Source organism: Pseudomonas sp. V98_8, assembly GCF_029967975.1.
GTDB classification, from domain to species: Bacteria; Pseudomonadota; Gammaproteobacteria; order Pseudomonadales; family Pseudomonadaceae; genus Aquipseudomonas; species Aquipseudomonas umsongensis.
The window spans coordinates 1-25,918 of the sequence record NZ_JASCAE010000060.1; the positions used below are offsets into that span (position 1 = coordinate 1).

General features: G+C 59.8%; 28 protein-coding genes, 1 tRNA gene and 1 pseudogene. 13 read left to right on the forward strand and 17 right to left on the reverse strand.

Annotated features, from left to right (window positions below; all coding sequences use genetic code 11):
* Positions 1-94: 94 nt before the first annotated feature.
* On the forward strand, positions 95-2,149 hold the full coding sequence (locus QLG10_RS20365) for a S9 family peptidase (RefSeq protein ID WP_282487925.1): 2,055 nt from the start codon (positions 95-97) through the stop codon (positions 2,147-2,149).
* 190 nt (positions 2,150-2,339) lie between these two features.
* Entirely contained in the window at positions 2,340-2,813 is a 474-nt protein-coding gene (locus QLG10_RS20370; RefSeq protein ID WP_110752544.1) for a cyclic nucleotide-binding domain-containing protein, read from the forward strand.
* Here the strand turns inward: QLG10_RS20370 and QLG10_RS20375 are convergent.
* A complete protein-coding gene (locus QLG10_RS20375; protein WP_110752542.1) occupies positions 2,810-3,100 on the reverse strand; it encodes a hypothetical protein in 291 nt (96 codons plus the stop codon). The two genes, QLG10_RS20370 and QLG10_RS20375, sit on opposite strands and share 4 nt — an antisense overlap.
* Before the next feature lie 94 nt (positions 3,101-3,194).
* Between QLG10_RS20375 and QLG10_RS20380 the strand changes: the two genes are divergently transcribed.
* The 4 genes from QLG10_RS20380 to QLG10_RS20395 all read left to right on the forward strand — a co-directional run bounded on the left by QLG10_RS20380 (position 3,195) and on the right by QLG10_RS20395 (position 5,406).
* The gene (locus tag QLG10_RS20380; protein ID WP_188264207.1) at positions 3,195-3,881 is read left to right on the forward strand and encodes a hypothetical protein; all 687 of its coding nucleotides are present in this window, start codon (positions 3,195-3,197) and stop codon (positions 3,879-3,881) included.
* Positions 3,882-3,929: 48 nt separating this feature from the next.
* Entirely contained in the window at positions 3,930-4,301 is a 372-nt protein-coding gene (locus QLG10_RS20385) for a YajD family HNH nuclease (RefSeq protein ID WP_007944009.1), read from the forward strand.
* A 182-nt stretch (positions 4,302-4,483) separates the two neighbouring features.
* Positions 4,484-4,954: an RNA methyltransferase gene (locus tag QLG10_RS20390; RefSeq protein WP_007911337.1), complete on the forward strand. Its 471-nt coding sequence runs from the start codon at positions 4,484-4,486 to the stop codon at positions 4,952-4,954.
* Positions 4,955-5,034: 80 nt separating this feature from the next.
* Positions 5,035-5,406 (forward strand): DUF2892 domain-containing protein, encoded by a 372-nt coding sequence (locus QLG10_RS20395; RefSeq protein ID WP_020797825.1) that lies wholly within the window; start codon positions 5,035-5,037, stop codon positions 5,404-5,406.
* 85 nt (positions 5,407-5,491) lie between these two features.
* On the opposite strand, the gene QLG10_RS20400 is transcribed toward QLG10_RS20395, so the two are convergent.
* A complete protein-coding gene (locus QLG10_RS20400; protein WP_188264208.1) occupies positions 5,492-6,724 on the reverse strand; it encodes a hypothetical protein in 1,233 nt (410 codons plus the stop codon).
* Positions 6,725-6,744: 20 nt separating this feature from the next.
* A complete protein-coding gene (locus QLG10_RS20405; protein WP_020797823.1) occupies positions 6,745-7,194 on the reverse strand; it encodes a YcgN family cysteine cluster protein in 450 nt (149 codons plus the stop codon).
* Between the two features lie 164 nt (positions 7,195-7,358).
* On the opposite strand from QLG10_RS20405, the gene QLG10_RS20410 reads away from it, so the two are divergent.
* Complete coding sequence (locus QLG10_RS20410) at positions 7,359-7,952, forward strand: nitroreductase family protein (RefSeq protein ID WP_282487926.1); 594 nt, start codon at positions 7,359-7,361, stop codon at positions 7,950-7,952.
* A gap of 123 nt (positions 7,953-8,075) precedes the next feature.
* Here QLG10_RS20410 and QLG10_RS20415 read toward each other — a convergent pair whose 3' ends face one another.
* From QLG10_RS20415 to QLG10_RS20435, 5 genes are all read right to left on the reverse strand, one after another.
* Entirely contained in the window at positions 8,076-9,008 is a 933-nt protein-coding gene (locus QLG10_RS20415) for a D-2-hydroxyacid dehydrogenase (RefSeq protein WP_282487927.1), read from the reverse strand.
* 90 nt (positions 9,009-9,098) lie between these two features.
* Positions 9,099-9,392: a YcgL domain-containing protein gene (locus tag QLG10_RS20420; protein ID WP_033041871.1), complete on the reverse strand. Its 294-nt coding sequence runs from the start codon at positions 9,390-9,392 to the stop codon at positions 9,099-9,101.
* A complete protein-coding gene (gene rnd / locus QLG10_RS20425; protein WP_020797819.1) occupies positions 9,389-10,522 on the reverse strand; it encodes a ribonuclease D in 1,134 nt (377 codons plus the stop codon). Before rnd ends, QLG10_RS20420 begins: the two co-directional genes overlap by 4 nt.
* Positions 10,523-10,645: 123 nt before the next feature.
* Positions 10,646-11,308 carry a class I SAM-dependent methyltransferase gene (locus tag QLG10_RS20430; RefSeq protein WP_110752703.1) on the reverse strand — a complete coding sequence of 221 codons (663 nt, stop codon included), beginning with the start codon at positions 11,306-11,308 and terminating at the stop codon, positions 10,646-10,648.
* Between the two features lie 66 nt (positions 11,309-11,374).
* On the reverse strand, positions 11,375-13,024 hold the full coding sequence (locus tag QLG10_RS20435; protein ID WP_110752533.1) for a phosphoethanolamine--lipid A transferase: 1,650 nt from the start codon (positions 13,022-13,024) through the stop codon (positions 11,375-11,377).
* Positions 13,025-13,352: 328 nt separating this feature from the next.
* Between QLG10_RS20435 and QLG10_RS20440 the strand changes: the two are divergent.
* A pseudogene (locus QLG10_RS20440) lies at positions 13,353-14,530 on the forward strand (cyanate transporter).
* Positions 14,531-14,623: 93 nt separating this feature from the next.
* Entirely contained in the window at positions 14,624-15,550 is a 927-nt protein-coding gene (locus QLG10_RS20445; protein ID WP_282487928.1) for a LysR family transcriptional regulator, read from the forward strand.
* 270 nt (positions 15,551-15,820) lie between these two features.
* On the opposite strand, the gene QLG10_RS20450 is transcribed toward QLG10_RS20445, so the two are convergent.
* Positions 15,821-16,186 (reverse strand): 5-carboxymethyl-2-hydroxymuconate Delta-isomerase, encoded by a 366-nt coding sequence (locus QLG10_RS20450; protein WP_110752531.1) that lies wholly within the window; start codon positions 16,184-16,186, stop codon positions 15,821-15,823.
* Between the two features lie 55 nt (positions 16,187-16,241).
* A complete protein-coding gene (locus QLG10_RS20455) occupies positions 16,242-17,168 on the reverse strand; it encodes a LysR substrate-binding domain-containing protein (RefSeq protein WP_110752529.1) in 927 nt (308 codons plus the stop codon).
* A gap of 271 nt (positions 17,169-17,439) precedes the next feature.
* Here QLG10_RS20455 and QLG10_RS20460 point away from each other — a divergent pair, with 271 nt between their 5' ends.
* Positions 17,440-17,652: a hypothetical protein gene (locus tag QLG10_RS20460; RefSeq protein WP_110752527.1), complete on the forward strand. Its 213-nt coding sequence runs from the start codon at positions 17,440-17,442 to the stop codon at positions 17,650-17,652.
* A gap of 98 nt (positions 17,653-17,750) precedes the next feature.
* On the opposite strand, the gene QLG10_RS20465 is transcribed toward QLG10_RS20460, so the two are convergent.
* The 5 genes from QLG10_RS20465 to dapA all read right to left on the reverse strand — a co-directional run bounded on the left by QLG10_RS20465 (position 17,751) and on the right by dapA (position 21,440).
* Positions 17,751-17,840: transfer RNA gene (locus tag QLG10_RS20465), tRNA-Ser, on the reverse strand.
* An 83-nt stretch (positions 17,841-17,923) separates the two neighbouring features.
* On the reverse strand, positions 17,924-18,637 hold the full coding sequence (gene purC, locus QLG10_RS20470) for a phosphoribosylaminoimidazolesuccinocarboxamide synthase (protein ID WP_020797809.1): 714 nt from the start codon (positions 18,635-18,637) through the stop codon (positions 17,924-17,926).
* 28 nt (positions 18,638-18,665) lie between these two features.
* A complete protein-coding gene (locus QLG10_RS20475; protein WP_020797808.1) occupies positions 18,666-19,424 on the reverse strand; it encodes an MBL fold metallo-hydrolase in 759 nt (252 codons plus the stop codon).
* A 4-nt stretch (positions 19,425-19,428) separates the two neighbouring features.
* Positions 19,429-20,544, reverse strand: a complete 1,116-nt coding sequence (gene bamC / locus QLG10_RS20480; RefSeq protein ID WP_110752525.1) for an outer membrane protein assembly factor BamC — start codon at positions 20,542-20,544, stop codon at positions 19,429-19,431.
* A 17-nt stretch (positions 20,545-20,561) separates the two neighbouring features.
* Complete coding sequence (dapA, locus tag QLG10_RS20485) at positions 20,562-21,440, reverse strand: 4-hydroxy-tetrahydrodipicolinate synthase (RefSeq protein WP_110752523.1); 879 nt, start codon at positions 21,438-21,440, stop codon at positions 20,562-20,564.
* A 330-nt stretch (positions 21,441-21,770) separates the two neighbouring features.
* Here dapA and QLG10_RS20490 point away from each other — a divergent pair, with 330 nt between their 5' ends.
* Positions 21,771-22,331 carry a glycine cleavage system protein R gene (locus tag QLG10_RS20490; RefSeq protein WP_020797805.1) on the forward strand — a complete coding sequence of 187 codons (561 nt, stop codon included), beginning with the start codon at positions 21,771-21,773 and terminating at the stop codon, positions 22,329-22,331.
* Positions 22,332-22,340: 9 nt separating this feature from the next.
* Positions 22,341-22,814 carry a peroxiredoxin gene (locus QLG10_RS20495; RefSeq protein WP_008055978.1) on the forward strand — a complete coding sequence of 158 codons (474 nt, stop codon included), beginning with the start codon at positions 22,341-22,343 and terminating at the stop codon, positions 22,812-22,814.
* Positions 22,815-22,939: 125 nt separating this feature from the next.
* On the opposite strand, the gene QLG10_RS20500 is transcribed toward QLG10_RS20495, so the two are convergent.
* Together QLG10_RS20500 and QLG10_RS20505 are read right to left on the reverse strand one after the other, a co-directional pair.
* Positions 22,940-24,010 carry an AI-2E family transporter gene (locus tag QLG10_RS20500; RefSeq protein WP_188264213.1) on the reverse strand — a complete coding sequence of 357 codons (1,071 nt, stop codon included), beginning with the start codon at positions 24,008-24,010 and terminating at the stop codon, positions 22,940-22,942.
* Between the two features lie 31 nt (positions 24,011-24,041).
* Positions 24,042-24,281, reverse strand: a complete 240-nt coding sequence (locus QLG10_RS20505; RefSeq protein WP_020797803.1) for a sulfurtransferase TusA family protein — start codon at positions 24,279-24,281, stop codon at positions 24,042-24,044.
* 98 nt (positions 24,282-24,379) lie between these two features.
* Between QLG10_RS20505 and QLG10_RS20510 the strand changes: the two genes are divergently transcribed.
* Positions 24,380-25,813: a M48 family metalloprotease gene (locus QLG10_RS20510; RefSeq protein ID WP_110752517.1), complete on the forward strand. Its 1,434-nt coding sequence runs from the start codon at positions 24,380-24,382 to the stop codon at positions 25,811-25,813.
* Positions 25,814-25,918: the final 105 nt, after the last annotated feature.

Sequence of the window (25,918 nt, forward strand, 5' to 3'; positions counted from 1 at the left end):
TTTGATCTTAAAAAATCAAGATCAAAAGATCGCAGCCTGCGGCAGCTCCTACAGGTTGCCAGTCCCTATTCAGTACATTGTTCGAGAGCCCCTCATGCCCCTACCCGCCAACGTTTCCGATGCCCCGATTGCCCGCAAGGCCGAAGGATCCGACCCGTATGCCTGGCTGCAGGAGCGCGACAGCGCTGCGGTGCTCGACTACCTGCAGGCCGAAAACCGTTATCAGGAGGCGCAAACCGCTGATCAGGCCGGGTTGCGCGAAACCCTGTTCGAGGAGATCAAGAACCGGATTCTCGAAACCGACCTGTCCCTGCCCTCGCCATGGGGCCCCTACCTGTACTACACGCGCACCACGGCGGGTGACGAATACGCCCGTCACTACCGCTGCCCGCGCCCGGCCGACGACAGCCTGGTCCTCGACGAAAGCCAGGAACAACTGCTGCTGGACCCTAACGAGCTGGCCAAAGGCGGCTTCTTTTCCCTCGGTGCGTTCAGCATCAGCCCCGATCACCAGCGCCTGGCCTACAGCATCGATTCCACGGGCGACGAAATCTACACGCTGTTCGTCAAGGAGTTGTCCGACGGTCGCGTCAGTGAACTGGAGTTCCAGGACTGCGACGGCAGCATGACCTGGGCCAACGACAGCCTGACCCTGTTTTTTGGCGAGCTGGACGACACCCATCGCCCGCACAAGCTGTTGCGCTATCGCCTGGATGGCACGGCAGCCGAAGAAGTGTTCCATGAAACGGACGGCCGCTTCTTCATGCACTGCTACCGTTCGAGCTCCGAACAGCAGTTGCTGCTGTCGGTGGGCAGCAAGACCACCAGCGAGGTCTGGGTGCTCGACGCCAACCTCCCGCAACTGCCCTTTACCTGCGTAGCGCCACGGGTGGAAAACCACGAGTACGACGTTGACCATGGCGCGCTCGATGGCCAATGGACCTGGTTCATCCGCAGCAACCGCGACGGCATCAACTTTGCCCTGTACACCGCCGTCGATAACGGCGTGGCTCCAGCCGAGGCCGACTGGCAGAACCTGATTCCCCACAGCGACACGGTAATGATCGATGGCATGAGCCTGAATGCCGGCGCCATGACCCTGAGCCTGCGGGTCGGCGGCTTGCCGGTGATCGAAGTTCACCCGCAGGGCCTGCCGAGCTATCGGGTTCAATTGCCAGACGCGGCCTATAGCCTGCACGTGCAGAACAGCCTGGAATTCGTCAGCGAGCGAATTCGCCTGCGTTACGAAGCGTTGAACCGTCCTGCGCAAATCCGCCAGCTGGAACTGGTCAGCGGCGAGCAGAAAGTGCTCAAGCAAACTCCGGTGCTTGGCCCCTTCGACGCCGACGCCTATGTCAGCCAGCGCCTGTGGGCCACGGCGCCCGATGGCACGCAAGTGCCGATCAGCCTGGTGGTCAAGCGCGAAGCACTCGGCAAGCCGGTTCCGCTCTACCTGTACGGCTACGGCGCCTATGGCGAAAGCCTCGACCCGTGGTTCTCCCACGCCCGCCTGAGTTTGCTCGATCGCGGCATGGCGTTTGCCATCGCTCATGTGCGCGGCGGCGGTGAACTGGGTGAAGCCTGGTATCGCGCCGGCAAGCAGGAGCACAAGCAGAACACCTTCAGCGACTTCATCGCCTGCGCCGAACACCTGATCGCCAATGGCCTGACCACCGCGCCACAGCTGGCGATCAGCGGCGGCAGTGCCGGCGGCTTGCTGATCGGGGCAGTGCTCAACCAGCGCCCAACGCTGTTTGGCGCGGCGATTGCCGAAGTGCCGTTCGTCGATGTGCTCAACACCATGCTCGACCCGGAGCTGCCATTGACCGTCACTGAATACGACGAGTGGGGCAACCCTCAAGAGCCTGACGTTTATGAGCGGATCAAGGCCTACGCGCCTTACGAAAACGTCACCGCGCAAGCCTATCCACCGATGCTGGTGATCGCCGGCTACAACGACAGCCGCGTGCAGTACTGGGAAGCGGCCAAATGGGTGGCGAAATTGCGCACTACCAAGACCGACAGCAATCCGCTGCTGCTCAAGACCGAACTGGGCGCCGGGCATGGCGGGATGAGCGGTCGATACCAGGGATTGCGTGACGTAGCGCTCGAATACGCATTTTTGTTCAAGGTGCTGGGTGTTGCCTGAGGAACTTGGCGCGGTGCTCCGGTCTTAATTGCAGGCGCCTCGGGCCGATACAATTCCGATCCCCCTGTAGGAGCTGCCGCAGGCTGCGATCTTTTGACTTTGTTTTTTTAAGATCAAAAGATCGCAGCCTGTGGCAGCTCCTACAGGAATTCGTGGTGACAGAACCAGACAACAATAAAGACCGCACGACATGTCAGAACCCACTTTACTGAACAACGAAATTCGCAACTGGCTGATGGACTGCGGCCTGTTCAACCAATTGCTACCGGCGGAATTCGCCGCAGCCTCGGGCTATTTCAACCTCAGCACCATTGCCCAGGGCGAGGAAATTTTCCACGAGGGCGATGCCGGCAGCTTCATGTGCATCATCCATACCGGCCAGGTGGCGGTGCAGAAAACCGCCAGCGATGGCCAGCAGGTGACCATTGCGACGCTGCGCAGCGGTCGCTCGTTCGGTGAAATGGCCGTACTCGACGGCGAACGGCGCTCGGCCAGTTGCGTGGCCGCGACTCACTGCCAGTTGCTCAACCTGGGCAAGGATTCGCTGGAAAAGATGCTCAATGACGCGCCGAAAGTCGCGGCCAAGATCATCCGTGCCCTCGCCGTCTCACTGTCCCGGCGCTTGCGCATGGTCGATGGACAGTTGCTCTCGCAGCAGGTTTAACCGCCGGGCGACTTGACCTTCGGTGGGTTCGGCTCGATCCCCGGCACCGGCTGGTCCTTGGTCGGTGGGCTTGGCATCTCGATCGGCACCAACGGTGGGCCGCTACTGCCCGGCCCCACTTTTGGCAGCGGCGCCGGGCTGATCTGCGGATACGGTGTGGGCGTTGCCGTGCCCGGCGAGCCAGGCATTGGCGCGGGACTGATCGGCGTAGTCTGTAGCTGCTGGCCCTGCACTGCAGTTATCGAGAGCGCGGCCAGGGCAATGGCCGTTAGAATGGTGCGCTTCATCAATGGCTCCGTTGGCCTTGTGGTCACTTGCAGGCTACTCCCAACTGCGTCCGTTTGCCTTCCCTGTGCCGCCATTTTTCCTCAAGTGAGCCCCATGAAACGTTTTGTTCTGCTCGATACCGCCCCTATTCCCGAGAACGGCGGTGCCCTGTGCCTGTTCGAGTACGGCGAAGATTTCGTCATCAAGATCCAGGGCGGCGACGGTGGACAATTGATGAATACGCGCATGCACGGTTCCGAGGATGCCCTGGCCGAAATCCCCTGCCGCAAGGTCGCGGGAAGACCCGACTCACGGGTTTTGATCGGGGGCCTGGGCATGGGTTTCACCCTCGCCTCGGCGCTCAAGCACCTGGGCAAGTCCGCTCAAGTGGTGGTCGCCGAGCTGGTGCCAGGTGTGGTGGAGTGGAACCGCGGACCGCTGGGCGAAAAAGCCGGAAACCCGCTACAAGACCCGCGCACGGTGATCCGCCTGGAAGACGTGGCCAAAGTCCTGCAGGCAGAGCCGCAGGGTTTTGACGCGATCATGCTCGACGTCGACAACGGCCCCGAAGGCCTGACCCAGAGGGCCAACAGCTGGCTTTACTCCGCCGGGGGCCTGAGCGCCTGCGCCAAGGCCTTGCGACCCAGGGGCGTGCTGGCGGTCTGGTCGGCCAGCGCAGACCGACAGTTTTCCGACAAACTGAAAAAAGCCGGTTTCAAGGCCGAGGAAGTGCAGGTCTTCGCCCACGGCAACAAGGGCACCCGCCACACCATCTGGATTGCCGAGAAGCTCAAGGGCTGAGCTAAACTGCGTTTATACCGTCATTAGTCATTCAACAAAGGTGAACCCATGAGTTCGTCCACCCCGACCAACACCTCGAAGCTGGACCGCATCCTCGCCGACAACCAGCGCGACAAGGAAATGGGCTACCGCGACAAGGCCCTGAAGATGTACCCGCACGTGTGCGGCCGCTGCGCCCGTGAATTCTCCGGCAAGCGCCTGAGCGAACTGACCGTTCACCATCGCGACCACAACCACGACAACAACCCCCAGGACGGTTCGAACTGGGAATTGTTGTGCCTGTACTGCCACGACAACGAACACTCGCGTTATACCGACCAGCAATATTTCGGTGAGGGCTCGCTGAGCACGCCAAAAATCGCCAAGGCAACGCATAACCCGTTTGCGGCGTTGGCGGGGTTGATGAAGAAAGAAGACTGAAGATATTCAGCGCCCGAGCCGGCCCCTTCGCGAGCAGGCTCGCTCCCACACTGGATCTCTGTTGCAGCGAAAATCCCCTGTGGGAGCGAGCCTGCTCGCGAAGGCGATTGCTCAATCTCCAAACTGACCGCTGCCACCCAATCCCCGTATAATCGTGCTTTTTTCCCAAAGGCACCCCGCTCGTGGCAGACAAACGGTACAGCTGCATTGGTTTATATAACCCCAAGTCACCGGAGAACGTCGGTTCGGTGATGCGCGCCGCAGGCTGTTATGGCGTGGCGTCGGTGTTCTACACCGGCAAGCGCTATGAGCGCGCCGCCGACTTCGTCACCGACACCAAGCGCGTTCATTACGATATCCCCCTGATCGGCATCGACGACCTGAAGAAAATCCTGCCCCTCAACTGCGTACCCGTTGCCGTGGAACTTGTCGAAGGTGCCCGCCCGTTGCCGGAGTACACCCATCCAGACCGCGCGTTGTATATCTTCGGCCCGGAAGACGGCTCGCTGGACAAAGAGATCCGTGACTGGTGCGAAGACGTGGTCTATATCCCGACCACCGGCTGCATGAACCTCGCCGCCACGGTCAATGTCGTGCTCTACGACCGCATGGCCAAGGGCCTCAACACCCGTTCCGGGCCGAAATTCCGCTGAATCGCCATACATTCGATGGAACAAGTGGCCAGTCGAAGCAGTCAGCTTATCTATCCATTACTCAAGCCTGGAGTCAGATCATGAGCGAACTCAAACGCGTAGAGCGCATCGAATCCACCCCGTTCCAGACCTCTTCCGAGCAGAATGTACAGGGCTGGGAACGCATCGGCTCACTGGCTGGCGGCGTAGTAATGGTCGGCAAGGGCTTGCGTCGTGGCGGCCTGCTCGGCTTGATCCAGGTGGCCATCGGCGGTGTGGCCCTGGCCCGTGGCATCACCGGTCACAGCTCGGCAAAAAGCCTGCTGGAAAAAAGCCGTCAGGACATGAATAACGTGCGGGCGAAGATCGAGCGTGCAGGGGAAGAGTTGAGGACGCTGAAGGCCAATGCCGAAGCGGCGACCAAAACCGCCACCGTGACCGGCAATGATTCTTTGAAGTCGCCGAAACCTTAAAGCAAAAGATCGCAGCCTGCGGCAGCTCCTACAGGGTGTACGCCCCCCAATGTAGGAGCTGCCGCAGGCTGCGATTTTTTGATCTTTATTGAAGCAACCCTGTATCAAGGACTTTGGAAGACTCTCCAATCACGCTCTCACTAAGCTGCACGAATTCCTTGGTATCCACGCTCCCCAGATGCATCGCCCCGCGCATCACATCATCGAGCGAGCGCTTGTTTCGGGTCTTCAGGCGAATCTCGCGGTCCAGTTCCTGCAGCAACAGCACCGCTTTGGCCAACTGCGCAGCATTGATCTGCTCGCCGCGCAGACTGGTGACTTTCTGGCTGTCCTTGACCAGCTTCCTGTGCAGGCCCTCGTACCGCTCATCACTCATACCGCCGGCCCGGCGCACCAGTTCGATGGCGTAGTACTCGGCAAACCCTTCGCTGATCCAATCGCTGCGCTGCTGATCATTGATCCGCCCGAACACTTGGGCCAACTCGCGTACCAACGCACTCGTACCGCTTTCACTGACCAGCGGCAGGCGGGCATTCAGGTAAATTGACTCATGCGCCGAGAGACTGCCACGCCACATCGGGTCGTTGGCGCCGACAATCAACAACTTGGTCGGGTGACGAGGAAACACGGCTTGCACTTGGGGCCAGACAAACGTCAGCAGCGTCAGCACGTCCATGCGCCGCATGCCCTGGCCTCGCGGTGAGGTGACGGTGACTTCGGTTTCACCCAATCGGGTACGTCGGCTACCGAGGTGACCCGCCAGCATCCAGCCCGTGGGCCGGTCGAACAACCGGGAAACATTATCGATGCGAAACTTGTTCTTGCCGATGCGCGGCCAGGCGGTCTCGACGCTTTGCCAGCCATTGGGCAGCTCGAATTCCAGGCGTGACACCAATTCGATACCGTCCTGCTGATCGATTTTGGCGGGTGGCACCAGATCGTCACCGCGCATCAGCGCCCAGGCCGGGGTCATGCGCGTGTCGAAGCTGCCACTCTTGCGGCCATGGCTGATACGAACCCGGTAAGTCAGGCTGGCCTTGTCCCCCGCCGGGAGCCATACGCCACGGGTGAGTTTGCCCGGTGTCTGCTGCCATTGGCCATCAGCCTTGAAATCGCTGTAATGGCTGCCGTCGCCGAGGTTGAAATCCAGGCTGCGTACCGCCGAGCCCTGGGCCAGGGTGAGCCGCACTTCAGCCTGGTCGCTTTGCGGCAACAGGCGCACGTGGTAATCCAGATCGACCTTCTTCGTCGCCGCCCACACGGGAGCGCTCAGGGTCAATAACCCAACGGCCAGCGCCCGCCGCCATCCCACAGCCATACACACTCCTTTGTAAAACCTTAACCTGCGCGGAAGATCAGATGGTCTTCCCAATCCTCTTCAGCCACGCTGCCTTCGGCAAGCATGCGCCCGGACTGGGATATACGTTCGTGGTGCACCGCGTCGCGATCACCGCACACCAGGTGATGCCACAACGGCAGATCCTTGCCCTCACTGACCAGGCGATAGCCGCAGGTCGGTGGCAGCCATTTGAACTCGTCGGCCTTACCCGGTGTGAGCTGGATGCAGTCTGGCACCGAGGCGCGACGGTTGGGGTAATCGCTACACTGGCAGGTTTTCAAATCCAGCAGTTTGCAGGCGATACGCGTGTAATAGACGCTGTTGTCATCTTCATCTTCGAGCTTTTGCAGGCAGCACAGGCCACAGCCATCGCACAGCGATTCCCATTCCTGCTGATCGAGTTGATCGAGGGTTTTGCGTATCCAGAACGGTTCTACTTTGGCGGCCATGGTTCGAGCATCGACATCAGGTGGTGAAAAGGCCGCCAGTCTAGTGCCCGCAGCCCTGCGGGCCAAGCATTGGCGACTGTCGGTACAACAGGCTTGTCAGTTATTGCGCCGCCAAGTAGGGTTTTGCGTCGCTCCCACTTTCAAACGTAGCAAGGAATCTCTTGATGAGTGCAAATCCACGCATTGCCGATTACGCCATCCATCCGCAGTTTACCGATCGCTGGTCGCCCCGCGCCTTCACGGGCGAAACCATTCCTGAGGAAACCCTGCTGAGCTTCTTCGAAGCTGCGCGCTGGGCACCGTCGGCGTACAACTCGCAGCCTTGGCGGTTTCTCTATGCGCGTCGGGATACGCCGAACTGGGAGCGTTACCTGGGCTTGCTGAACGAATTCAACCGCAGCTGGGCGCAACACGCCTCGGCGTTGGTGATCGTGATCTCGAAAACCACCTTCACCGCGCCTGGCGCCACCGAAGAAACACCGGCGCTGTGGCACACGTTCGACACCGGTTCCGCCTGGGGCCACCTGGCGCTGCAAGCCAGCATCAGTGGCTGGCATACCCACGGCATGGCTGGTTTCGATCAGGAATTGACCCGCAAGGCGCTGAACATTCCTGAAGGCTATGCCCTGCATGCCGCCGTGGCAGTCGGGAAGCTGGGGGATAAAGCGACACTGGCGCAGTACCTGCAAGCACGCGAAGAGCCAAGCCCGCGGCGGCCGTTGAACGAACTCGCCGCTGAAGGCGATTTCACCCTCTAAGCCACACCGCAAAACAATGTGGGAGCGGGCTTGCTAGCGAATGCGGTGTGTCAATCAAGTTGAAGTCGACTGACACACCGCATTCGCGAGCAAGCCCGCTCCCACATTTTGATTGAGGTGTCTTCAGTACCCGCGATTGAAATCCACTTCCCCGCGCAACGCCTCACCCGCCTGATACGCCCGCAGGTTTTCGACGAACAGATTCACCATCAGCGATGGCGAAGTCGGTGCCGAACTATGGCCCGTCAGTAGCAGGCCGAAGGCCGTCCAGAACGGATGGCGTTGCGGCAGCGGCTCCTGGCGACAGACGTCAATCACGGCGCCCACCAGGTGCCCTTCTTTCAAGGCCTCGACCAGATCCGCGTCCACCACCGCTACACCGCGCCCGACGTTGATGAACAAGCCGCTGGGCTTGAACTGCTTGAACAGCGCTGCATCGTAGATATCGTGGGTGTTCGGGGTATTTGGCAGCAGATTGATCACATAATCCACTTCACCGACCAACCGAGGCAGGTCCGCCAGCAAACCGACTTCGATAAAGGGTGCCTGCTCACGGGCTTCGCTGGCGATGCCATACAGCTGCACACCAAAGGGTACGAGAAATTGCGCCACGGTCTGCCCGATATCACCGGTACCGACGATCAACACCTTGCGCCCCGCCAGGCTTTGGCCGTGACGGCTGTCCCATTTGCGCTCGACCTGGCTGACCAACCGTGCCAGCACTTCACGTTCGTGGCCGAGCATGTAGGTGAGCACGTATTCGGCCATGACCTGACCAAAAATCCCCACCGCGCGAGTCAGGCGATAGTGCCGAGGCAAGCCATCGGCCAGCAGCGGCGTGATGCCGGCCCAGGTCGATTGCAACCATTGAGGCTGATGCCCCTGGCGCAACAGGGTCGCCAGCAAGTCGGGCTGGCCGAGCCAGACCGGGCAATCGGCAGCCAGACGCGCCAGTTCAGCGGAATCGCCGCTGGTCAGTACTTCCACCTCTGGCACAGCCTCTTGCAACAATCGGGCGTAGACCGGGTGATCGTGTTCAGCAATCAGGACGCGCATGCTTCAAACCTTTCGAAAAACAGTGCAGACGGCCGCCGACAGAGTCCTGCTCCGTCCATGCGGCCCTTGCCAAAATCATTCCAGTGTCGATCACATGGGGTCGTTGCGTCGCAGCAATTCTTCCGGCAAGTGCTCGATGTATTCGTCTTCCGCTGGCGGCATTTGCAGGTGATAGCCCTGCTTTTCGAGGTTTTCCAGCACGACGGTGATGTCCTCGCGCGACAGTTTGCGCTCAGGGCTCAATACCAGGTCAAACGCGTGGATAGCTTTGCCGAAGGCAGCCATCAGGGGCTCTGGCACACGCTCCAGAGCATCGCTCTTGAGCACATAGAGGTACATCTCGTTTCTTTTCGAACTGCGGTAGATGGAGCAAATACGTTTCAAGGCTGTTCTCCGGGGGTGGCCAGGCTGTCGAGCAGCGCCTGGCCCATTAACTCGCGGCGCCAGCCACGCAGCGAATCAGGCAATTGATAGGGACCATTGGGGAAGCCGCTCTTGAGCAAGGCTTCCAGGGTTTTCTTGCGCAACATCAGCTCAGGCGCGATGTTCAAGCGCTCGGCTTCGGCCTGGCCGATGGCTTTGAGTCGCTTGAGCAGCGCGGCGGCGTCCACCGGCAACGGCTCAGGCACGGCGGGCGGCCATTGCTCGGGCGACACACTGGCAGAGCGCTTGATCAGATCAAGCAAAAATTCGCCGTCCTGACGCACGGTACGCGGGTGCATGTCTTCGATTTTCGCCAATGCGCCGAGGTTGTCCGGTTGCGTGCGCGCCAGCGGCCACAGCGAATGCTCACGGATGATGCGGTTGCGCGGCAGGTCACGGGCACGCGCCTCCTGCTCGCGCCAGGCGCAGAGCTCACGCAACACAGCAAGCTGCGCGCGGGACAATTTCCAGGCCAGCTTGGCGTCGCGATAGACCTCGAACGGATCGATTTCGCGACGCAGGTTAGCCACCAGCTCCGCACCGTCCTCCAGGACCCAGGCGTATTTGTCGTCGGAGAGTTGCGGGCGCAATTTCACGAAAACTTCCGCCAGGTGCACGGCATCTTCGGCGGCGTAGCTGATCTGGGTCTCGGAAAGCGGGCGTTGCAGCCAGTCGGAACGGGTTTCGCCCTTGGGCAGGTCGATCCCCAATACCTCCTGCACCAGCCGCGAATAACCCATGGAAAAACCCAGGTTCAGGTAAGCGGCGGCCAACTGCGTATCGAACAGCGGTGCCGGCAGGCTGCCGGTCAGGCGCAGCAGGACTTCGAGGTCTTCGCTACACGCATGGACAACCTTGACCACCGCTGGATTTTCCAGCAAGGCGGCCAGCGGCTGCCAGTTATCGATGGTCAGCGGATCGATCAGGTAGGCACGTTCGCCATCGCCGACCTGCAGCAGGCCTGCGATCGGGTAGAAGGTGTCGACCCGCATGAATTCGGTGTCGAGGGCAACGAACGGCAGCTGCTGCCACTCGGTGCAAAACCGACCGAGGCTATCGTTGTCGCGAATCCAGTGAATATCGATGGCCACACGGCTCTCCCTTGAAGAATGGCGCGCAGTATATATCGCCCCCGACGATTTCCGCGCATCCACTGAACAAGAGCTTTAGCGAAAATGCCTGCCTGACTGCAAGAATAGCCTGACAAACCTGGCCTAACCGACCTTACCCAGTACGTAAATCCGCCTCGTTGCGAGGCCGGGCAGAAAATCCTGATGGCTGAGCACGCGCAAACCTGCCCGCTTGAATTGCGTCTCGAGCTCGGTCTTACTGACCAGTGGCCCTGCTGCAGCCCCCTGTCCGTCGGTGCGCAACCCCTTGAAACGGCCTGCGACACGCGCCGTCACAATCACCGTATCGCGGCTGACCCGGTAAAATTCGCCCAACATCGCCAAACGAAGTTCGGGACAGGCAATGTGCTGAAACAGCTGCATGCAAAAAATGCTGTCAACGGCATTTTCCGGCAAGCCAATGTTGAAGGCGGAGCTTTGAAAGGTCCGGACTCGCTTCATGAGGCTCTGCGGATGGTGGGTACGGGCGTGCTCGAGAATAGCCTGGGACTGATCCGTCGCGAGAATCACTCGATTCGCATGCTCACCCAGCACTGACCAGTAGCGCCCCACACCGCAAGCCACATCGAGAATCAGGCCCGGTTCGCCGGCGACCTTGAGCGCCCGGCGCACCATTTGCTCGTCACGCCAGAACGCCAGGCGCACGCCCAGGCCTTGCGCTCGCGGCTGCAGGCAGACGCGGGCGTGCTCCTGGTCATAATGCCGGGCGAACTCGAGCTCGATGGCGGAAGGTGACTGAGCAGGCATGTGCATGGGCTCTCGAGCGTAGAAGTGCAGGCCGCAGGCCGTCGTATGAAATAGGGATCGCAGCACTCAATCTTTGGCCAGTACGCCATCGATCGCCGCCCTGCGGCACCCGGAAAACATATCCAGGTCCTGGTTATAAACCTTGCTGTTGACCTCCAGCAGCCCCAGCATCGAATGGAACAGGTTGTCCTGGCTCAAGGGCTTTTCACGGCTCATTTGCAGGCAATGGGTGTCCACCGAGAACGACTTCTGATAGCTGTCGGAGAACCAGGCCAGCATCGCCACATGTTTCTGTTGTTCCGGTGCCAGCATGTAAGGCGTGCCATGGAGGAACAAGTTGTATTCGCCCAGGGATTCGCCGTGGTCCGACAGATACAGCATCGCGGTATCAACTTTGTCCTGGTTGCTGCGCAACAGATCGATCAGTGTCGACAGCACATGGTCGGTATACACCAGCGTATTGTCATAGCCATTGATGATGCTTTCGCGGCTGCAATTGTTCAGTGCATTACTTTGACAGACCGGGGTAAAGCGCTCGAATTCCTTCGGATAGCGTTTGTAATACTCCGGACCGTGACTGCCCATCTGGTGCAATACCAGTACCGTGTCTTTATCCAGGGTATCGATGAAATGTTGCAAACCTTGCAGCAGGATTTCATCGCGGCATTCACTGTTGGCGCACAGCACCGGGTCTTTGAGATTGCTGACGTCGTCGAGGGTGACGCGATCGCAGGTGCCTTTGCAGCCAGACTGGTTGTCACGCCAGATCACATCGAGGCCCGCCCGCTTGAGTACATCCAGCAGGCCTTCTTCGTTCTTGGCCTTGCTCGCGTTGTAATCCTTGCGCCCCATATTGGAGAACATGCAAGGCACCGACACCGCCGTTTCAGTACCGCAGGATTTCACGTCGGTAAACGCGATCAGCCCGGCTTCCTTATCCAGTTTCGGCGTGGTGTCGCGGTTATAGCCGAGGATGCCGAAGTTCTCGGCGCGGGCACTCTCACCGACCACCAGAACCGTCAGGGACTTGCGATCATGGTTTTGCACGGCAGGATTGCGCTGCGCGTCTTCACCGATTTTGACGAAGGGCTGGCGCGCTGACGCGACCTGCTCGCGCAAGTAACCGGAGAACGCACCAATGTAGTTGCTGGGCACCACCATCAGGCGAAGTTCATGGTGATTGCGAAACAGTGAAGAAAGCCCTTGATAATTAATCAGCGCGACACCACCAATGACCGCCGCCGAGGCAACAGTCACGAGTGTCTTGCTTAATAACTCGCGATGCCAGCGTCGATAACTAACCGGCGTTTTCCACAACAACCAGGACGGCAGTACACCGAGGAAAACAATATAAGCCAGCAACTTTAAAGACAGTAAGTCACGCACTTCCGTGGCGTTGGTTTGAGCGAAGTTGCGCAACATGCCTACGTCGATCAGGACGCCGTATTGCCCCATGAAATACGCCACGCCCGCGCTGATCATGAACAACAGGGTCAGCACGGGCTTGAGCACCGGCCGGAACGCCAGCAGAGTCAGGATAATGTTGAAAGCCGCGAGGATCATCGCACCGAACGCCACGCGCATGACGATGCCTTTACCGTCCGCGGTGGTGATTTCGAAAAGGTGCTGCCACAATACAAAATTGAAGGCAGTCAATAAAAAGGCGCTGGCAATCAGTGTCACCCACTCCGGGCGCACGGCTTTAATCTTCAACATGGTGATCGACTGTTCCTGAAAAGAAGTGCCTGCGACAAATGTGAAAATTTCATTTATCGCGGCGACACCAACTTTAGGCATCCGACCATCAATTTTTCGTGAAAAAGAAGCCAACGATTGGTTGCCGACCGGATGCACGATGAAACTTTCGACTTATTTGAGAATCGTTCAGGTCTTGTTCAGCAAGCTCGGGGCTCTAAGCATCTGAAGGCTGCAAGTCATGCTGATGTCAGCCGTATTTAATTTCCCGATAGTGCGCAAGACTTTCTGATTTGCCGCTTGCCAACCACTCGCGCCTAATCGGCTCCTGATTCATCAAGGTCCGATTATGGAAAACATTCGCGAAACCTCCCGTCCCGCGCTGTGGATAATGTTCAGCATCATTTTGGTCGCCCTCAACCTGCGCCCCTCTATGGCCGCCGTCGGGCCTTTACTGTCGGCGATTCGCGGCGATATCCCGCTGAGTTTCAGTCTCGCGTCGCTGCTGACCCTGCTGCCGGTCATGACCATGGGGCTGGCGATGTTCTTTGGACTGGCGGTCAGCCAACGCCTCGGTGAACGCCGCACGGTCGTACTGTCGCTGCTGGTCATCGGCCTGGCCACTGCTGCGCGATTGTTCCTCGATACTGCGTTGGAACTGATCCTTAGCGCCGTGCTCGCCGGCATCGGCATCGCCCTGATCCAGGCACTGATGCCGACGCTGATCAAATCCCGATTCAGCGACAACGTGGCCCTGTGCATGGGGCTCTACGTCACGTCGATCATGGGCGGCGCCGCCATTGCGGCCGCCTTCGCCCCACTGGTGATGGTCCGTACAGGCAGTTGGCGCATCGGCCTGGCGATTTGGGCGGTGCTGGCCGTGATTGCACTGCTGTTCTGGTGCAGCCAGCGAGCGGGGGCGCCGATGCCGGCTTCCTCGAGCAACCGCTCGTTCTTCAGCCATCCACGTGCCTGGTTGCTTGCGGCTTTTTTCGGGCTGGGCACGGCGTCCTACACCTGCGTACTGGCGTGGCTGGCCCCGTATTACGTAGAAAAAGGCTGGAGTGAAGAAAACGCCGGGTTGCTGTTGGGCTTCCTGACCGCCATGGAGGTGTTGTCCGGCCTGCTGACTCCGGCCATCGCCAACCGTAGCCGTGATCGACGCCTGGTGCTGGTGGTGCTATTGGCGCTGATCATGGCTGGCTTTTGCGGGTTGATCCTGAGCCCCGAACATCTCGGCCTTCTGTGGCCATGCCTGCTGGGGCTGGGAATAGGCGGACTGTTCCCCATGAGCCTGATTGTCTCGCTGGATCATCTGGACGATCCCCGACGCGCGGGGGGCTCACGGCGTTCGTGCAAGGCATCGGCTATCTGATCGCCGGCCTCTCGCCGCTGGTTGCCGGGATGATCCGCGATCAGTTCGGCACTTTCGAATGGGCCTGGTGGTCACTCACCGGGGCCATGGCACTGATGATCCTGATGGCGTTGCGCTTCGATCCACGGCATTACCCCAGGCACATGCACTGACTCGCAGCGCGCTTCGCATGCCTGTGAAAGATTCTCCTGCTGCCCTCATTGCTTTAGGATCGTTCGCACAAGTTTGCGCATGAGCCGGAAAGGATGCTGAACAGTAACGTGCTACGAAAGCTCGACATGCAGGATTTGATGGTATTCGTCGCCGTGTATGAGCAAAACAGCGTCTCCGGCGTTTCCGAGGCGCTGTGCGTCAGCCAGTCCACCGTGAGTTACTGCCTGAAAAAACTGCGCGCCGGGTTTGAAGACGAATTGTTCATCAATACCCGCACCGGGATGCGTCCCACCTATAAGGCCGACAGCATGTACCCCCACGTGCTGAAGATCCTCGACAGCATCAACCTGTGCCATGCCAGTGCGTCAGCGTTCGATCCGTCCCTGCAGCCGACGGTTTTCAATCTCTGTGCACCGGAATACTTCGAGCAACTGGTTCTACCCCACCTGTTGAAACGCTTCGCGCGCTTCGAGCATGCAGTGACGGTCAATGTCCACAAGCTCGAAACCGACATACCGGCCCAGGCACTGCGCGATGGTAGCCTCGATCTGGCAATCGGTTTCGGTCCGGACTTCCATCGAAGGCACGCTGACTTCAATGTGCACACGTTGCTGCAAGATGACTTCGTCTGCGTCTTCGACCGTCGTGCGGCCCCGTCGCAACCACGCCTGGGCCTGCAAACCTTCATCGAGCGCCGGCATGTGTTTCCGACACCCTGGACATCCACCAGCAACATGGTTGACGGCTGGTTGGCCCAGCAAGCCCTGCAACGCCAGATCGTCGCGCGGGCCAACAGCTACGGCGCAGCCCTGAAGATGATCAGCGGCACCGACTTCCTCCTCACCCTGCCCCGACGCATCCAGCAATTGCTGGCCGATGAGAGCGCCTTCGAACGCTGTGAAGCGCCCGATGGCCTGCCCGGATTCACCCTCGACATGCAGTGGCGCCAAGGCACCGATCAGGACAGCGCCAACGCCTGGTTACGTGAGCAAGTGATCGCGGCCTGCGCGCAAGCGTAAAAGCACCGGCGCGCCCGGCCACGCTCAATGACTACTGAGTGAATTTACCGGTGCCGGCGCCTAAATCAACAACCGTCGCTCCCGGATGAATCTCAAGCGCTTCTCTAAGCCAACTAACCAGCTCGCCTGGATAGCTCGGGCGCCCCTTGGCATAGGTTCCAGCTTGCGATGAGCAGCCCAGCTGAGCAACTTTCCGAATACCGGCCATGAGTCGTAACCCGCCTATGGTTTAGAGACGCCTGGTCAACCTGAACAATGACGCGATACGGCTCAATGACCCACAGATGTCTTCGAATATGATTCCCGATCGATATCGAGAATCTCCACGCACAGCTGCAGTTCCACCTCTGCCGGCCATTCACACAGATCCCTGACCACCGCCAGCAGGCTTTCCGACAACTGTTTCTTGATCTGCTCCGAGCGACCGCTCAGTATCGCGAGCTTCACATGCACGAACGCCCGCTCGGCCAATGCCGTGCCGACCCTGAACGTCTCGAGCTTCACCGCTCGACTCTTGATGTCGACTTCGGCACCGAACTGACCGGACCCCACCAACGTATTGTTCAGGCGCATCAACGCAACATCGGCGTTCAGGTCAGGCAGGTTGGCGGTGTATTCCAGGTGCAGGTGAGGCATGACATCACTCCTATGGGTTGGGGCAAATTCTTACATATAGCACAGCGCCACCTGTTCACTGGGGCAGCGACAACAGATTGCGCTCGCCCATGAAGGCTTCAAGTCGTGAGCGCAACCAGCGCTCGGCAGGGTCGCTGTCGACGTGGCTGAGCCAGACCATGGACAATTCCAGGGTCGGCGTCTTGAACGGAAACGGCTCCTTGAACAACTGACCGGACGCCGCCATGGCCTCTGCCGTGTAATCCGGCAGGCTGGCCAGCAGATCGGTACCGGCGAGCAGGGCCGGCAATGAACTGTACTGCGGCACCGAGAGCACCACCTGGCGCGAGCGACCGATCGCAGACAACCACTCGTCAGCGAAACCACTGACGTTGGCAATATGGGACACCAGCACATGAGGGCGCGAGCAGTACTCATCGACCGTCAGCGGTGTATCGCTGGCATCGGCTCGTAACACGCTGGGCTGGATGTGCCGCAACAACTTGCGCTTGGCGTTGGCTGGAAGGCCGCGGGTCTGGCTGACGCCGACCGTTATATCACCAGACGCCAGCAAGTCGGGAATGCGCCAGTAATCGACATTCTGCACCACGAATACCACCTTCGGCGCTTCCTGGCGCAACGCCCGCAGCAACGGCGGCAACAGGCCGTACTCGACATCGTCGGACATCCCGATGCGAAAAGTCATGGTGCTGCTGCTCGGGTCGAAATCATGGGTCAGGCTCAACGCCACCGACAACGAATCCAGCGCCGGCGACAAATGCCGAAAGATCTCCTCAGCCCGCGCCGTCGGTTCCATGCGATGCCCGACGCGTATGAACAACGGATCGTTGAACAGGGTACGCAAGCGGTTGAGCGCCGAACTGATGGTCGGCTGACCGAGGAACAACTTCTTCGCCACCTTGGTAACGTTGCGTTCCAGCATCAACGCTTCAAACACCACCATCAGGTTGATGTCGGCCTTGCGTAGCTCGTTGCGATTCATCCATTGACCCCGCTCAAAAACAATCGACAGTTTAGGGAGGTGTAACAAGCGGTGTCTACGCGACTGAGCGAATGTCATGAGCGATTGGCGCTCAGTGCCAACAGGCTCACGCGCAGGGCTCTAAATCCCTTTAGTGCGGACGGCGAAGGCAAACATCGCGACACAGTCAAACGGGTGATAAAGCAGCGCAGTTGCTCCAGAATTTCCCGTGTCATCCAGTCCGGATGACGGGAGCACATCGCTCATTTCAATGATCGCAAGGAAGCAATACATGACTACCGATTTGAATCAACACCTGGAAACCGCCAAACAATACATCGGTCGGCAATACACCGAGGAGCTTCGCGCAGAACTCGCCAACAAGACCTGCCTGGCAGTGCGCCCGACGGGTATTGGGTTCATCATGACCAAGGACTACAACCCTGCACGCATCAACCTGCTGGTCGAGAACGAAATCATCACCCACGTCACCATGGGTAACTGATTGGCCCCGCGTACCCCGCGTGGCTAAAAACCCTGACCGTTGTTCGCACAAACAAAAAAGCCCCGTAACTTTTCAGCTACGGGGCTTTTTCCATGTAATGGCGGAGAGATAGGGATTCGAACCCTAGGTACCGGTGAAGGTACAACGGATTTCGAATCCGTCCCATTCGGCCACTCTGGCATCTCTCCAACGGCGCGCATCATAACAACACTTTTGCCGAAAGCAAACCCTCTTTCGCAATTTTTTCTGTGCTATCAGATGCTTGCGTCGATTAAAGCGGTACGCCCAGACGGTTGGCGACTTCTTCGTAGGCTTCGATGACGTCACCGAGGCCCTGGCGGAAGCGGTCCTTGTCCATCTTCTTCATGGTGGCCTTGTCCCACAGGCGGCAGCCGTCCGGGCTGAATTCGTCGCCCAGGACGATGGAGCCGTCGTGGAACACGCCGAATTCCAGCTTGAAGTCGACCAGCAGCAGGCCGGCGTCGTCAAACAGTTTGGTCAGCACTTCGTTGACCTTGAGCGACAGCTCCTTCATGCGCGCCAGTTGCTCGGCAGTACCCCAACCGAACGCCACGACGTGGGATTCATTGATGAACGGGTCGCCCTTGGCGTCGTCCTTCAGGAACAGTTCGAAGGTGTAAGGGTTGAGCTTCATGCCTTCTTCAACACCCAGGCGCTTGACCAGGCTGCCGGCGGCGTAGTTACGCACGACGCACTCTACCGGAATCATGTCGAGCTTCTTCACCAGGCATTCGTTGTCGCCCAGCAGCTTGTCGAATTGAGTCGGCACGCCGGCGGCTTCGAGTTTCTGCATGATGAAGGCATTGAACTTGTTGTTCACCATGCCTTTGCGGTCGAGCTGTTCGATGCGCTTGCCGTCGAACGCCGAAGTGTCGTTGCGAAACAGCAGGATCAAGCGGTTGGCGTCGTCGGTCTTGTAAACCGATTTGGCTTTGCCGCGGTACAGTTCTTCACGTTTTTCCATGATGGGCTCCGCTTGCTAAGTAGGTGGGCTAGGCGATGTGTCGCCAGTCGAGCCCTGAATCTTGATCGGCCAGTTGCAGCCAGTCCGGGTCGCACCCGAGGGTGTCGACAAAACATTGCCGGGCCAGCCGCGGCAGGTTGTTCTTGCTGCTCAGATGGGCCAGGACCAGGTGTTGCAGGTCTTTCCAGCCCAACTCGGACACCAGGAATGCCGCCTGATGGTTGTTCAAATGTCCCAGCTCACCGCCCACCCGCTGCTTGAGAAAGTACGGATAATGACCGCGAGCCAGCATGTCCCGGCAATGGTTGGCCTCGATCATCAATGCATCGAGGTCGCGATAGCCGTATAGCACCTTGTCGCAATACGAGCCCAGGTCGGTCAACAGGCCGAAGCGCCGCTCACCGTCACTGAAAACGTATTGCGTCGGCTCCTGCGCATCGTGGGCCACGGCAATGACCTCAATGCTCAAGTCGCCGATCTGCAGTTGTTCGCCACCGGCCAGCAAGCCCGCGGGCTCGACCGGTTTGCGCATCCCGCGCAGGGTCCCGCGACTGAGGTAGACAGGCAGATTGTAACGCCGAGACAGCAAACCCACGCCATGCACGTGGTCGGCATGTTCGTGGGTCACGAGTATCGCGCTTAGCTGCGCAGGATCTACACCCAGGCGCAGCAAGCGTTTTTCGGTTTCCCGCAGGGAGAAACCACAATCCACCAGCACATACGTATCAGCGCTGGCTATCAGCGTGCCATTCCCTTGGCTACCGCTGCCGAGAACGGCAAAACGCATGTGATCAGCCCAGGTTGTCCTGAATGACGCTCAACACCTTGCGCGCCACGTCAGCCGGCGCCACGGTATTGATGTTTTTCTCGACGGTGACCTGGACGCTGTCGCCCACCTTGCTCAGGCGAACCTGGTAGCGCTCGGCACGGGACTCGACTTCTTCCTTGCTCGGCGCACTGCCGAACAGACCGCTGAAGAACCCGGGCTTGTCGTCCTTCTTCTCGGCTTTTTCAGCGAGGTTGATGTAGTACAGGCCCAGGCTGCGGTTGATGTCTTCAACGCGCCACTCGCCCTGTTCCAGCGCACGACCGACGCTCGACCAGGCACGATCCAGGTCGGTACCGACGTTCAGCACCGGGTTGCCGCTGCCGTCTTCGCTGAGGCTGACGCGACTTGGCGCGTCGGAATCGCGAGAGGCCAGCATGGAGACCGAACCACCCTTCTCGGAAATGCGGCTCATGCTTGCCAGCATGTCGTCGACCAGTGCCGCGTCAAGGCCGGTGTTGACCGAACGGTTGGTGAAGGGGACATCGGCAGTGCTGCCGGCAGGACGCTCGGCGCTGACCACGTAGATTTCACTGGTATTGCGCTGTACGCCCGGCTCGATGCGCACCCGCACGCGGGTTTCACTGTCGGTGCCGACACCGGCCGCGCTCAGGCGCTTGGCCATGGCGGCGGACAGCTCGTCGGAACGCTGCCAGGTCGTGGTGAATTCACCGGTTTGCGGGCGCTGTTCGTCCAGGCGGAAACCGTTGTCCTGGAAGAACTGTACGGCCACGGGCCAGGCTTCCGCCGGCGGGTTCTGCGCCAGGATCGAGCGCGTATCGCCGCTCTTTTGCAGGGAGTAGGCACTGGCGTCGGCCGCGGCCGACAACGGCTGCGGACGAGGCACGATGTACTCGCCCTTGGCGGTGTCATCGGCGACGTTGCGCGGAATCGGCAGCAGCGGATCCAGACGCTTGGCGGTGGTGACATCCGGCGGCAATTGCATGGGTGCAGTCTGTTGCGCTTCCAGGTAATCGCTACCACGGTCACGGAAATAACCTTCCGGGCCCCAGACCCATCCACAGCCACTGGTGCTGGAGATGATCAGGGCAAGTGCGGAAAGTCCGGCCATTCGCTTCATGCGTTGTACTTCCTCAATTAAACCAGGACGCCGGACTGGCGCATGGCCTGCCGCAGCGGTTCGTGACATTCAGCGCTGAGCCAGGTGAGCGGCAGACGGATTCCGTCCGGCATCAGGCCCATCTCATGCAGCGCCCATTTCACGGGAATTGGATTGGACTCGATAAACAGGGTTTTATTGAGTGGCATCAGCTTCTGGTGAATGGCGCGCGCCTTCTCGGCTTCGCCGTTCAGCGCGGCGATGCACAGGTCGGCCATGTCACGCGGTGCGACGTTGGCCGTCACCGAAATGTTGCCCTTGCCGCCCAGCAGGATCAGCTCGACCGCGGTGGCATCGTCACCGGAGATCACCAGGAAGTTGCTGTCGACGCCATCGATGATGGCCTTGGCGCGCTGCAGGTCGCCGGTGGCTTCCTTGATACCGATGATGTTCTTGACGCTCGACAGGCGAATCACGGTCTCGGCCAGCATGTCGCAGGCGGTGCGGCCTGGCACGTTGTAGAGGATCTGCGGGATGTCGACGGCTTCGGCGATCGCCTTGAAGTGCTGGTACAGGCCTTCCTGGGTCGGCTTGTTGTAGTAAGGCGTGACCAGCAGGCAAGCATCGGCGCCCGCGGTCTTTGCGTTGGTGGTCAACTCGATCGCCTCGCGGGTCGAGTTGGCGCCGGTGCCGGCGATGACCGGAATGCGACCGTTGACCTGCTTGACTACGCGACGGATCACTTCGATGTGTTCGCTCACATCAAGGGTGGCCGATTCACCTGTGGTGCCGACCGCCACGATGGCGTGGGTGCCGTTTTGCAGGTGAAAGTCCACCAGTTTGCTCAAGCTGTCCCAGTCGAGACGACCTTGTGCATCCATGGGTGTGACCAGTGCCACCATACTGCCCGCAATCATGCAACCGCTCCTGCCGGAAAAAGAGAGCCGTAATGGTACTGGCGCCAAGATGCTTGCACAAGCGAAGTACTGCGCTGCCGCCATTCCCCTTGGCGCTGCTTTTCGCTACCCTTCAGACTTTGATCGATACTGCTAAGCTCGTATTTCGGGTTCGCGCCTCCATTTTCGACATCTCAAGCCCCCGATCCAGCGTTGCCACCCCCGCTCCCGCCACTCTGGAGCCACGTTGTGACCTTGTGCCCGGGGCTTTGATGATTCGCATGCGCAGGCTCGCTCCCGGCAAAACCAGCCGATAGAAGTACCGACCGCTCATCGCTTTAGGAATGCTGCATGTCCACCCCCACAGTTCGCGAACAATTCCTTGTCATCAGTGCCCTCGGCGCCAACCCCATGGAGCTGACTAACGTCCTGTGCCGCGCCAGCCATGAAAATCGCTGCGCCGTGGTCACCTCCCGCCTGACGCGTCACGGCGAGTGCAGTGCGCTGGTCCTCGAGATCTCCGGCACCTGGGACGCCCTGGCTCGCCTGGAGGGCAGCCTGCCGACCTTGGCAAAACGGCACGCCTTTACCGTCAACGTGGTGCGCAGCGCTGCCCTGGAGAACCGTCCCCAGGCCCTGCCCTACGTGGCGTATGTCAGCTCTGCCTACCGCTCGGACATCATCAACGAGCTGTGCCAGTTCTTCATGGACCACAACGTCGAACTGGAAAACCTGACCTGTGACACCTACCAGGCACCCCAGACCGGCGGCACCATGCTCAATGCCACGTTTACCGTGACCTTGCCGGCCGGCGTGCAAATCAGCTGGTTGCGCGACCAGTTCCTGGACTTTGCCGACGCGCTGAACCTCGATGCCCTGATCGAACCGTGGCGCCCACAGAACCCAATGTAAGGAAACATCATGGCCGTTGCACTCGACCAACCGGTTGCCGATTTCGAAGCACCCGCCACCAGCGGGCAAACCGTGCGTCTCGCGGATCTGAAGGGCAAGCAGGTAGTGATCTACTTCTACCCCAAGGACAGCACGCCGGGCTGCACCACCCAAGGCCAGGGCTTTCGCGACCAGCTGGACGCCTTCAAGGCCGCCAACACCGAGGTGTTCGGCGTGTCCCGCGACAGCCTCAAGTCCCACGAGAACTTCAAGGCCAAGCAGGCCTTCACCTTCGAGCTGATCAGCGACAAGGAAGAAGCGCTCTGCCAGCTGTTTGACGTGATCAAGCTGAAAAAGCTCTATGGCAAGGAATACATGGGCGTGGATCGCAGCACGTTCCTGATCGACAAGGACGGTGTGTTGCGCCAGGAATGGCGTGGCGTGAAAGTGCCGGGGCATGTGGATGCGGTTCTCGCGGCGGCGCAGGCATTGAATAAGGCCTGATTTCTTCGATGCCTGTCTTGACGCTTTCGCGAGCAGGCTCGCTCCCACAGTTAAGCGGATCAACTGTGGGACCGAGCCTGCTCGGGAAGAGGCCATCAGCCCCACGAAATGATCGGGGATGATCGTTAAAGCAACGGCGCCACGATCGGCTCCTTGCGCGGCCACGCATCCAGCACGGCCTTGAACAGCGTCGCCAGGGGGATCGCGAAGAACACGCCCCAGAAACCCCACAGCCCGCCAAACAACAACACCGCGCAGATGATCGCCACCGGATGCAGGTTCACCGCTTCCGAGAACAACAGTGGCACCAGCACGTTGCCGTCCAGCGTCTGGATAATCCCGTACACCGCCATCAAATAGATGAACTGATCGCTCCAGCCCCACTGGAACAGCGCAATCAGGAACACCGGCACGGTCACCACCACCGCCCCGACGTAGGGCACCACCACCGAGATGCCCACCAACAAGGCCAGCAGGGCCGCGTAGTTGAGTTCGAGGACGACAAAGGCGATGTAGGTCACCCCGCCGCAAATGAAAATCTCGATGACCTTGCCACGAATGTAGTTGGCGATCTGCCGGTTCATCTCACGACCGACGCGGGTGATCAGCGCGCGCTCACGGGGCAGGTAGCCGCGAACCCACTGGCCGATCATTTGCCGGTCCTTGAGAAAGAAGAACACCAGGATCGGCACCAGCACCAGGTAGATCATGATGTTGACCAGCAACGGCAGGCTCGACAGCGAAAACGTCAGCGCCCATTGGCCAAACTTGCCGATCTCGCCCCGCGCCGCCTCAATGGCCCGCAGCACCTGCTCGTCGGACACCAGATGCGGATAGCGCTCCGGCAGCAGCAGCAACAGGGTTTGCCACTTGGCGAGCATGCCGGGCAATTCGTTGAACAACGTGATCAGTTGATGCCAGAGCAACGGCACCACGACCAAGATGAACACCAGCAGCAATCCCATGAACAGGGCGAAGACCAGCCCCACCGCGACCCCGCCCGGTACGCGCACTCGTTCCAGGCTCACCACCAGGCCCTGCATCAGGTAAGCCAGCACCATCCCGGCCAGCACTGGCGCCAGCATGCCGCCCAGGGTCAGCACGGCGGTAAATGCCAGGAACAACAGGACCGCCAGAACCACGGCTTCTTCGTCTGAGAAATAGCGCTGAATCCAGTCGCGCAACACTTTGAACATCAATAATCCTTAAGATCGAAGGCAGCAGGTTTCAGGCTTTTTTCAACCAGTAACGGTAAATGCCCGCTTCATCTTCTTCACGAAGCAGCGTATGACCTGCCAATCGGGCAAAGGTGCGGAAATCACGCTGCGAGCCTGCATCGGTGGCAATGACCTTGAGCACCGCGCCACTGGCCATCCGGTTGAGTTCCATCTTGGCCTTGAGCAACGGCAGCGGGCAATTGAGGCCACTGGCGTCGAGTTCAACGTCATGGGCTACAGCGTCGATCATTGCATCACTCCGGTTCAGGTGGTTGAGCTGCCTAGAATATCTGGTCGCAAGGCTGGTGTCCGGCTACAGTAAGCTCTTTGTCGACTAAGGCCTTGTGCATGACTTTTTTGCGCCCCACCCTGCTGACGCTCGCTTGCCTGCTCGCCTCACCGGGCTTCGCCGACGACCTGCCGTCACTCGGTGACGCCAGTTCTGCCATCGTCTCGCCGCAACAGGAGTATCAGTTGGGCCGCGCCTGGCTTGCCCTGTTGCGCAGCCAGGTAGCACAGCTCAACGACCCGCAGCTCAAGGATTACGTCGAATCCAGCGTCTACCGCCTGGTGGAGACCAGCCAGGTCAATGACCGGCGCCTGGAGTTCATCCTGATCAACAGCCCACAGCTCAACGCGTTCGCGGCGCCTGGCGGGATCGTCGGTGTCAACGGCGGCCTGTTCCTCAATGCGCAGACCGAGGGCGAATATGCCTCGGTGCTGGCTCACGAATTGGCTCACTTGTCGCAACGCCACTTTGCCCGCGGTGTCGAGGCCCAGCAGCGCATGCAGGTACCGATGATGGCCGCGTTGCTGGCTGGCATCGTGATTGCCGCGGCCGGCGCCGGCGACGCCGGTATTGCGGCGATTGCCGGCACACAGGCGGCAGCCATCCAGGAACAACGGCGCTTCTCCCGACAGAACGAACAGGAAGCCGACCGCATCGGCATCCTCAACCTGGAAAAGGCCGGCTACGACCCCCGTTCCATGCCAACCATGTTCGAACGCCTGGGGCGCCAATACCGCTTCGACGCCAAGCCACCGGAATTTTTGCTGACTCACCCGGTCACCGAATCGCGAATCGCCGACACCCGCAACCGTGCCGAGCAGGCCCCAAAGGGCGGCATCGAAGACACCCTGCGTTATCAATTGATTCGTACGCGGGTTCAGTTGATCTACGAGGAAACCCCAGGCCTGGGCGCCAAGCGTTTCCGCGCCCTGCTGGAGGAAAATCCGAAAAACGATGCGGCGCGCTACGGCCTTGCGATTGCGCAGATCAAAGGCGGTCAACTGAACGAAGCACGGGAAAACCTCAAGCCGCTGCTGGCCAAGGCGCCGAACGAGATTATCTACAACCTCGCCCAGGTCGATTTGGACATTACCAACAATCGCCTGCCGGATGCACAGTCCAGGGTTGACCGGATGCTGACGCAATACCCCGGCAATTATCCACTGAACCAGGTACGCGTCGACCTGCTGCTGAAACAGAACCGCGCCGCCGATGCCGAGAAAGCGCTCGAAGGCCTGCTCAAGTCGCGCCCGGACGATCCGGACGTATGGTATCAGGTTGCCGAAACCCGTGGCCTGTCAGGCAACATCATCGGCCTGCACCAGGCGCGTGCCGAGTATTTCGCACTGGTGGGCGACTATCGCCAGGCCATCCAGCAACTCGATTTTGCCAAGCGCAAGGCCGGCAACAATTTCCCGCTGGCGTCGCGAATCGATGCCCGCCAGCGAGAGCTGATGGAGCAGGAACGCATGATCAAGGACATGATGGGCTGACGCTTCAACAAAACCCGGATAACACACAACCTGTAGGAGCTGCCGCAGGCTGCGATCTTTTGATTTTAATCAAGCAAGATCAAGAGATCGCAGCCTGCGGCAGCT

Bases quoted from the DNA above. Each gene is read 5' to 3' on its own strand.
- QLG10_RS20450 (WP_110752531.1), bottom strand. From the start codon at position 16,186: ATGCCTCACCTGCACCTGGAATACACCGCCAACCTGCCTGACCTGAAC.
- QLG10_RS20375 (WP_110752542.1), bottom strand. From the start codon at position 3,100: ATGAAGCGCACCATTCTAACGGCCATTGCCCTGGCCGCGCTCTCGATA.
- QLG10_RS20500 (WP_188264213.1), bottom strand. From the start codon at position 24,010: ATGTTCAAAGTGTTGCGCGACTGGATTCAGCGCTATTTCTCAGACGAA.
- QLG10_RS20415 (WP_282487927.1), bottom strand. From the start codon at position 9,008: ATGCGCGTCCTGATTGCTGAACACGATCACCCGGTCTACGCCCGATTG.
- QLG10_RS20475 (WP_020797808.1), bottom strand. From the start codon at position 19,424: ATGCGTTTTGCCGTTCTCGGCAGCGGTAGCCAAGGGAATGGCACGCTG.
- QLG10_RS20405 (WP_020797823.1), bottom strand. From the start codon at position 7,194: ATGGCCGCCAAAGTAGAACCGTTCTGGATACGCAAAACCCTCGATCAA.
- QLG10_RS20510 (WP_110752517.1), top strand. From the start codon at position 24,380: ATGACTTTTTTGCGCCCCACCCTGCTGACGCTCGCTTGCCTGCTCGCC.
- QLG10_RS20380 (WP_188264207.1), top strand. From the start codon at position 3,195: ATGAAACGTTTTGTTCTGCTCGATACCGCCCCTATTCCCGAGAACGGC.
- dapA (WP_110752523.1), bottom strand. From the start codon at position 21,440: ATGATTGCGGGCAGTATGGTGGCACTGGTCACACCCATGGATGCACAA.
- QLG10_RS20495 (WP_008055978.1), top strand. From the start codon at position 22,341: ATGGCCGTTGCACTCGACCAACCGGTTGCCGATTTCGAAGCACCCGCC.
- QLG10_RS20400 (WP_188264208.1), bottom strand. From the start codon at position 6,724: ATGGCTGTGGGATGGCGGCGGGCGCTGGCCGTTGGGTTATTGACCCTG.
- QLG10_RS20505 (WP_020797803.1), bottom strand. From the start codon at position 24,281: ATGATCGACGCTGTAGCCCATGACGTTGAACTCGACGCCAGTGGCCTC.
- QLG10_RS20430 (WP_110752703.1), bottom strand. From the start codon at position 11,308: ATGCCTGCTCAGTCACCTTCCGCCATCGAGCTCGAGTTCGCCCGGCAT.
- QLG10_RS20370 (WP_110752544.1), top strand. From the start codon at position 2,340: ATGTCAGAACCCACTTTACTGAACAACGAAATTCGCAACTGGCTGATG.
- QLG10_RS20490 (WP_020797805.1), top strand. From the start codon at position 21,771: ATGTCCACCCCCACAGTTCGCGAACAATTCCTTGTCATCAGTGCCCTC.
- QLG10_RS20460 (WP_110752527.1), top strand. From the start codon at position 17,440: ATGACTACCGATTTGAATCAACACCTGGAAACCGCCAAACAATACATC.
- purC (WP_020797809.1), bottom strand. From the start codon at position 18,637: ATGGAAAAACGTGAAGAACTGTACCGCGGCAAAGCCAAATCGGTTTAC.
- QLG10_RS20385 (WP_007944009.1), top strand. From the start codon at position 3,930: ATGAGTTCGTCCACCCCGACCAACACCTCGAAGCTGGACCGCATCCTC.
- QLG10_RS20435 (WP_110752533.1), bottom strand. From the start codon at position 13,024: ATGTTGAAGATTAAAGCCGTGCGCCCGGAGTGGGTGACACTGATTGCC.
- QLG10_RS20455 (WP_110752529.1), bottom strand. From the start codon at position 17,168: ATGAATCGCAACGAGCTACGCAAGGCCGACATCAACCTGATGGTGGTG.
- QLG10_RS20395 (WP_020797825.1), top strand. From the start codon at position 5,035: ATGAGCGAACTCAAACGCGTAGAGCGCATCGAATCCACCCCGTTCCAG.
- QLG10_RS20410 (WP_282487926.1), top strand. From the start codon at position 7,359: ATGAGTGCAAATCCACGCATTGCCGATTACGCCATCCATCCGCAGTTT.
- bamC (WP_110752525.1), bottom strand. From the start codon at position 20,544: ATGAAGCGAATGGCCGGACTTTCCGCACTTGCCCTGATCATCTCCAGC.
- QLG10_RS20445 (WP_282487928.1), top strand. From the start codon at position 14,624: ATGCTGAACAGTAACGTGCTACGAAAGCTCGACATGCAGGATTTGATG.
- QLG10_RS20365 (WP_282487925.1), top strand. From the start codon at position 95: ATGCCCCTACCCGCCAACGTTTCCGATGCCCCGATTGCCCGCAAGGCC.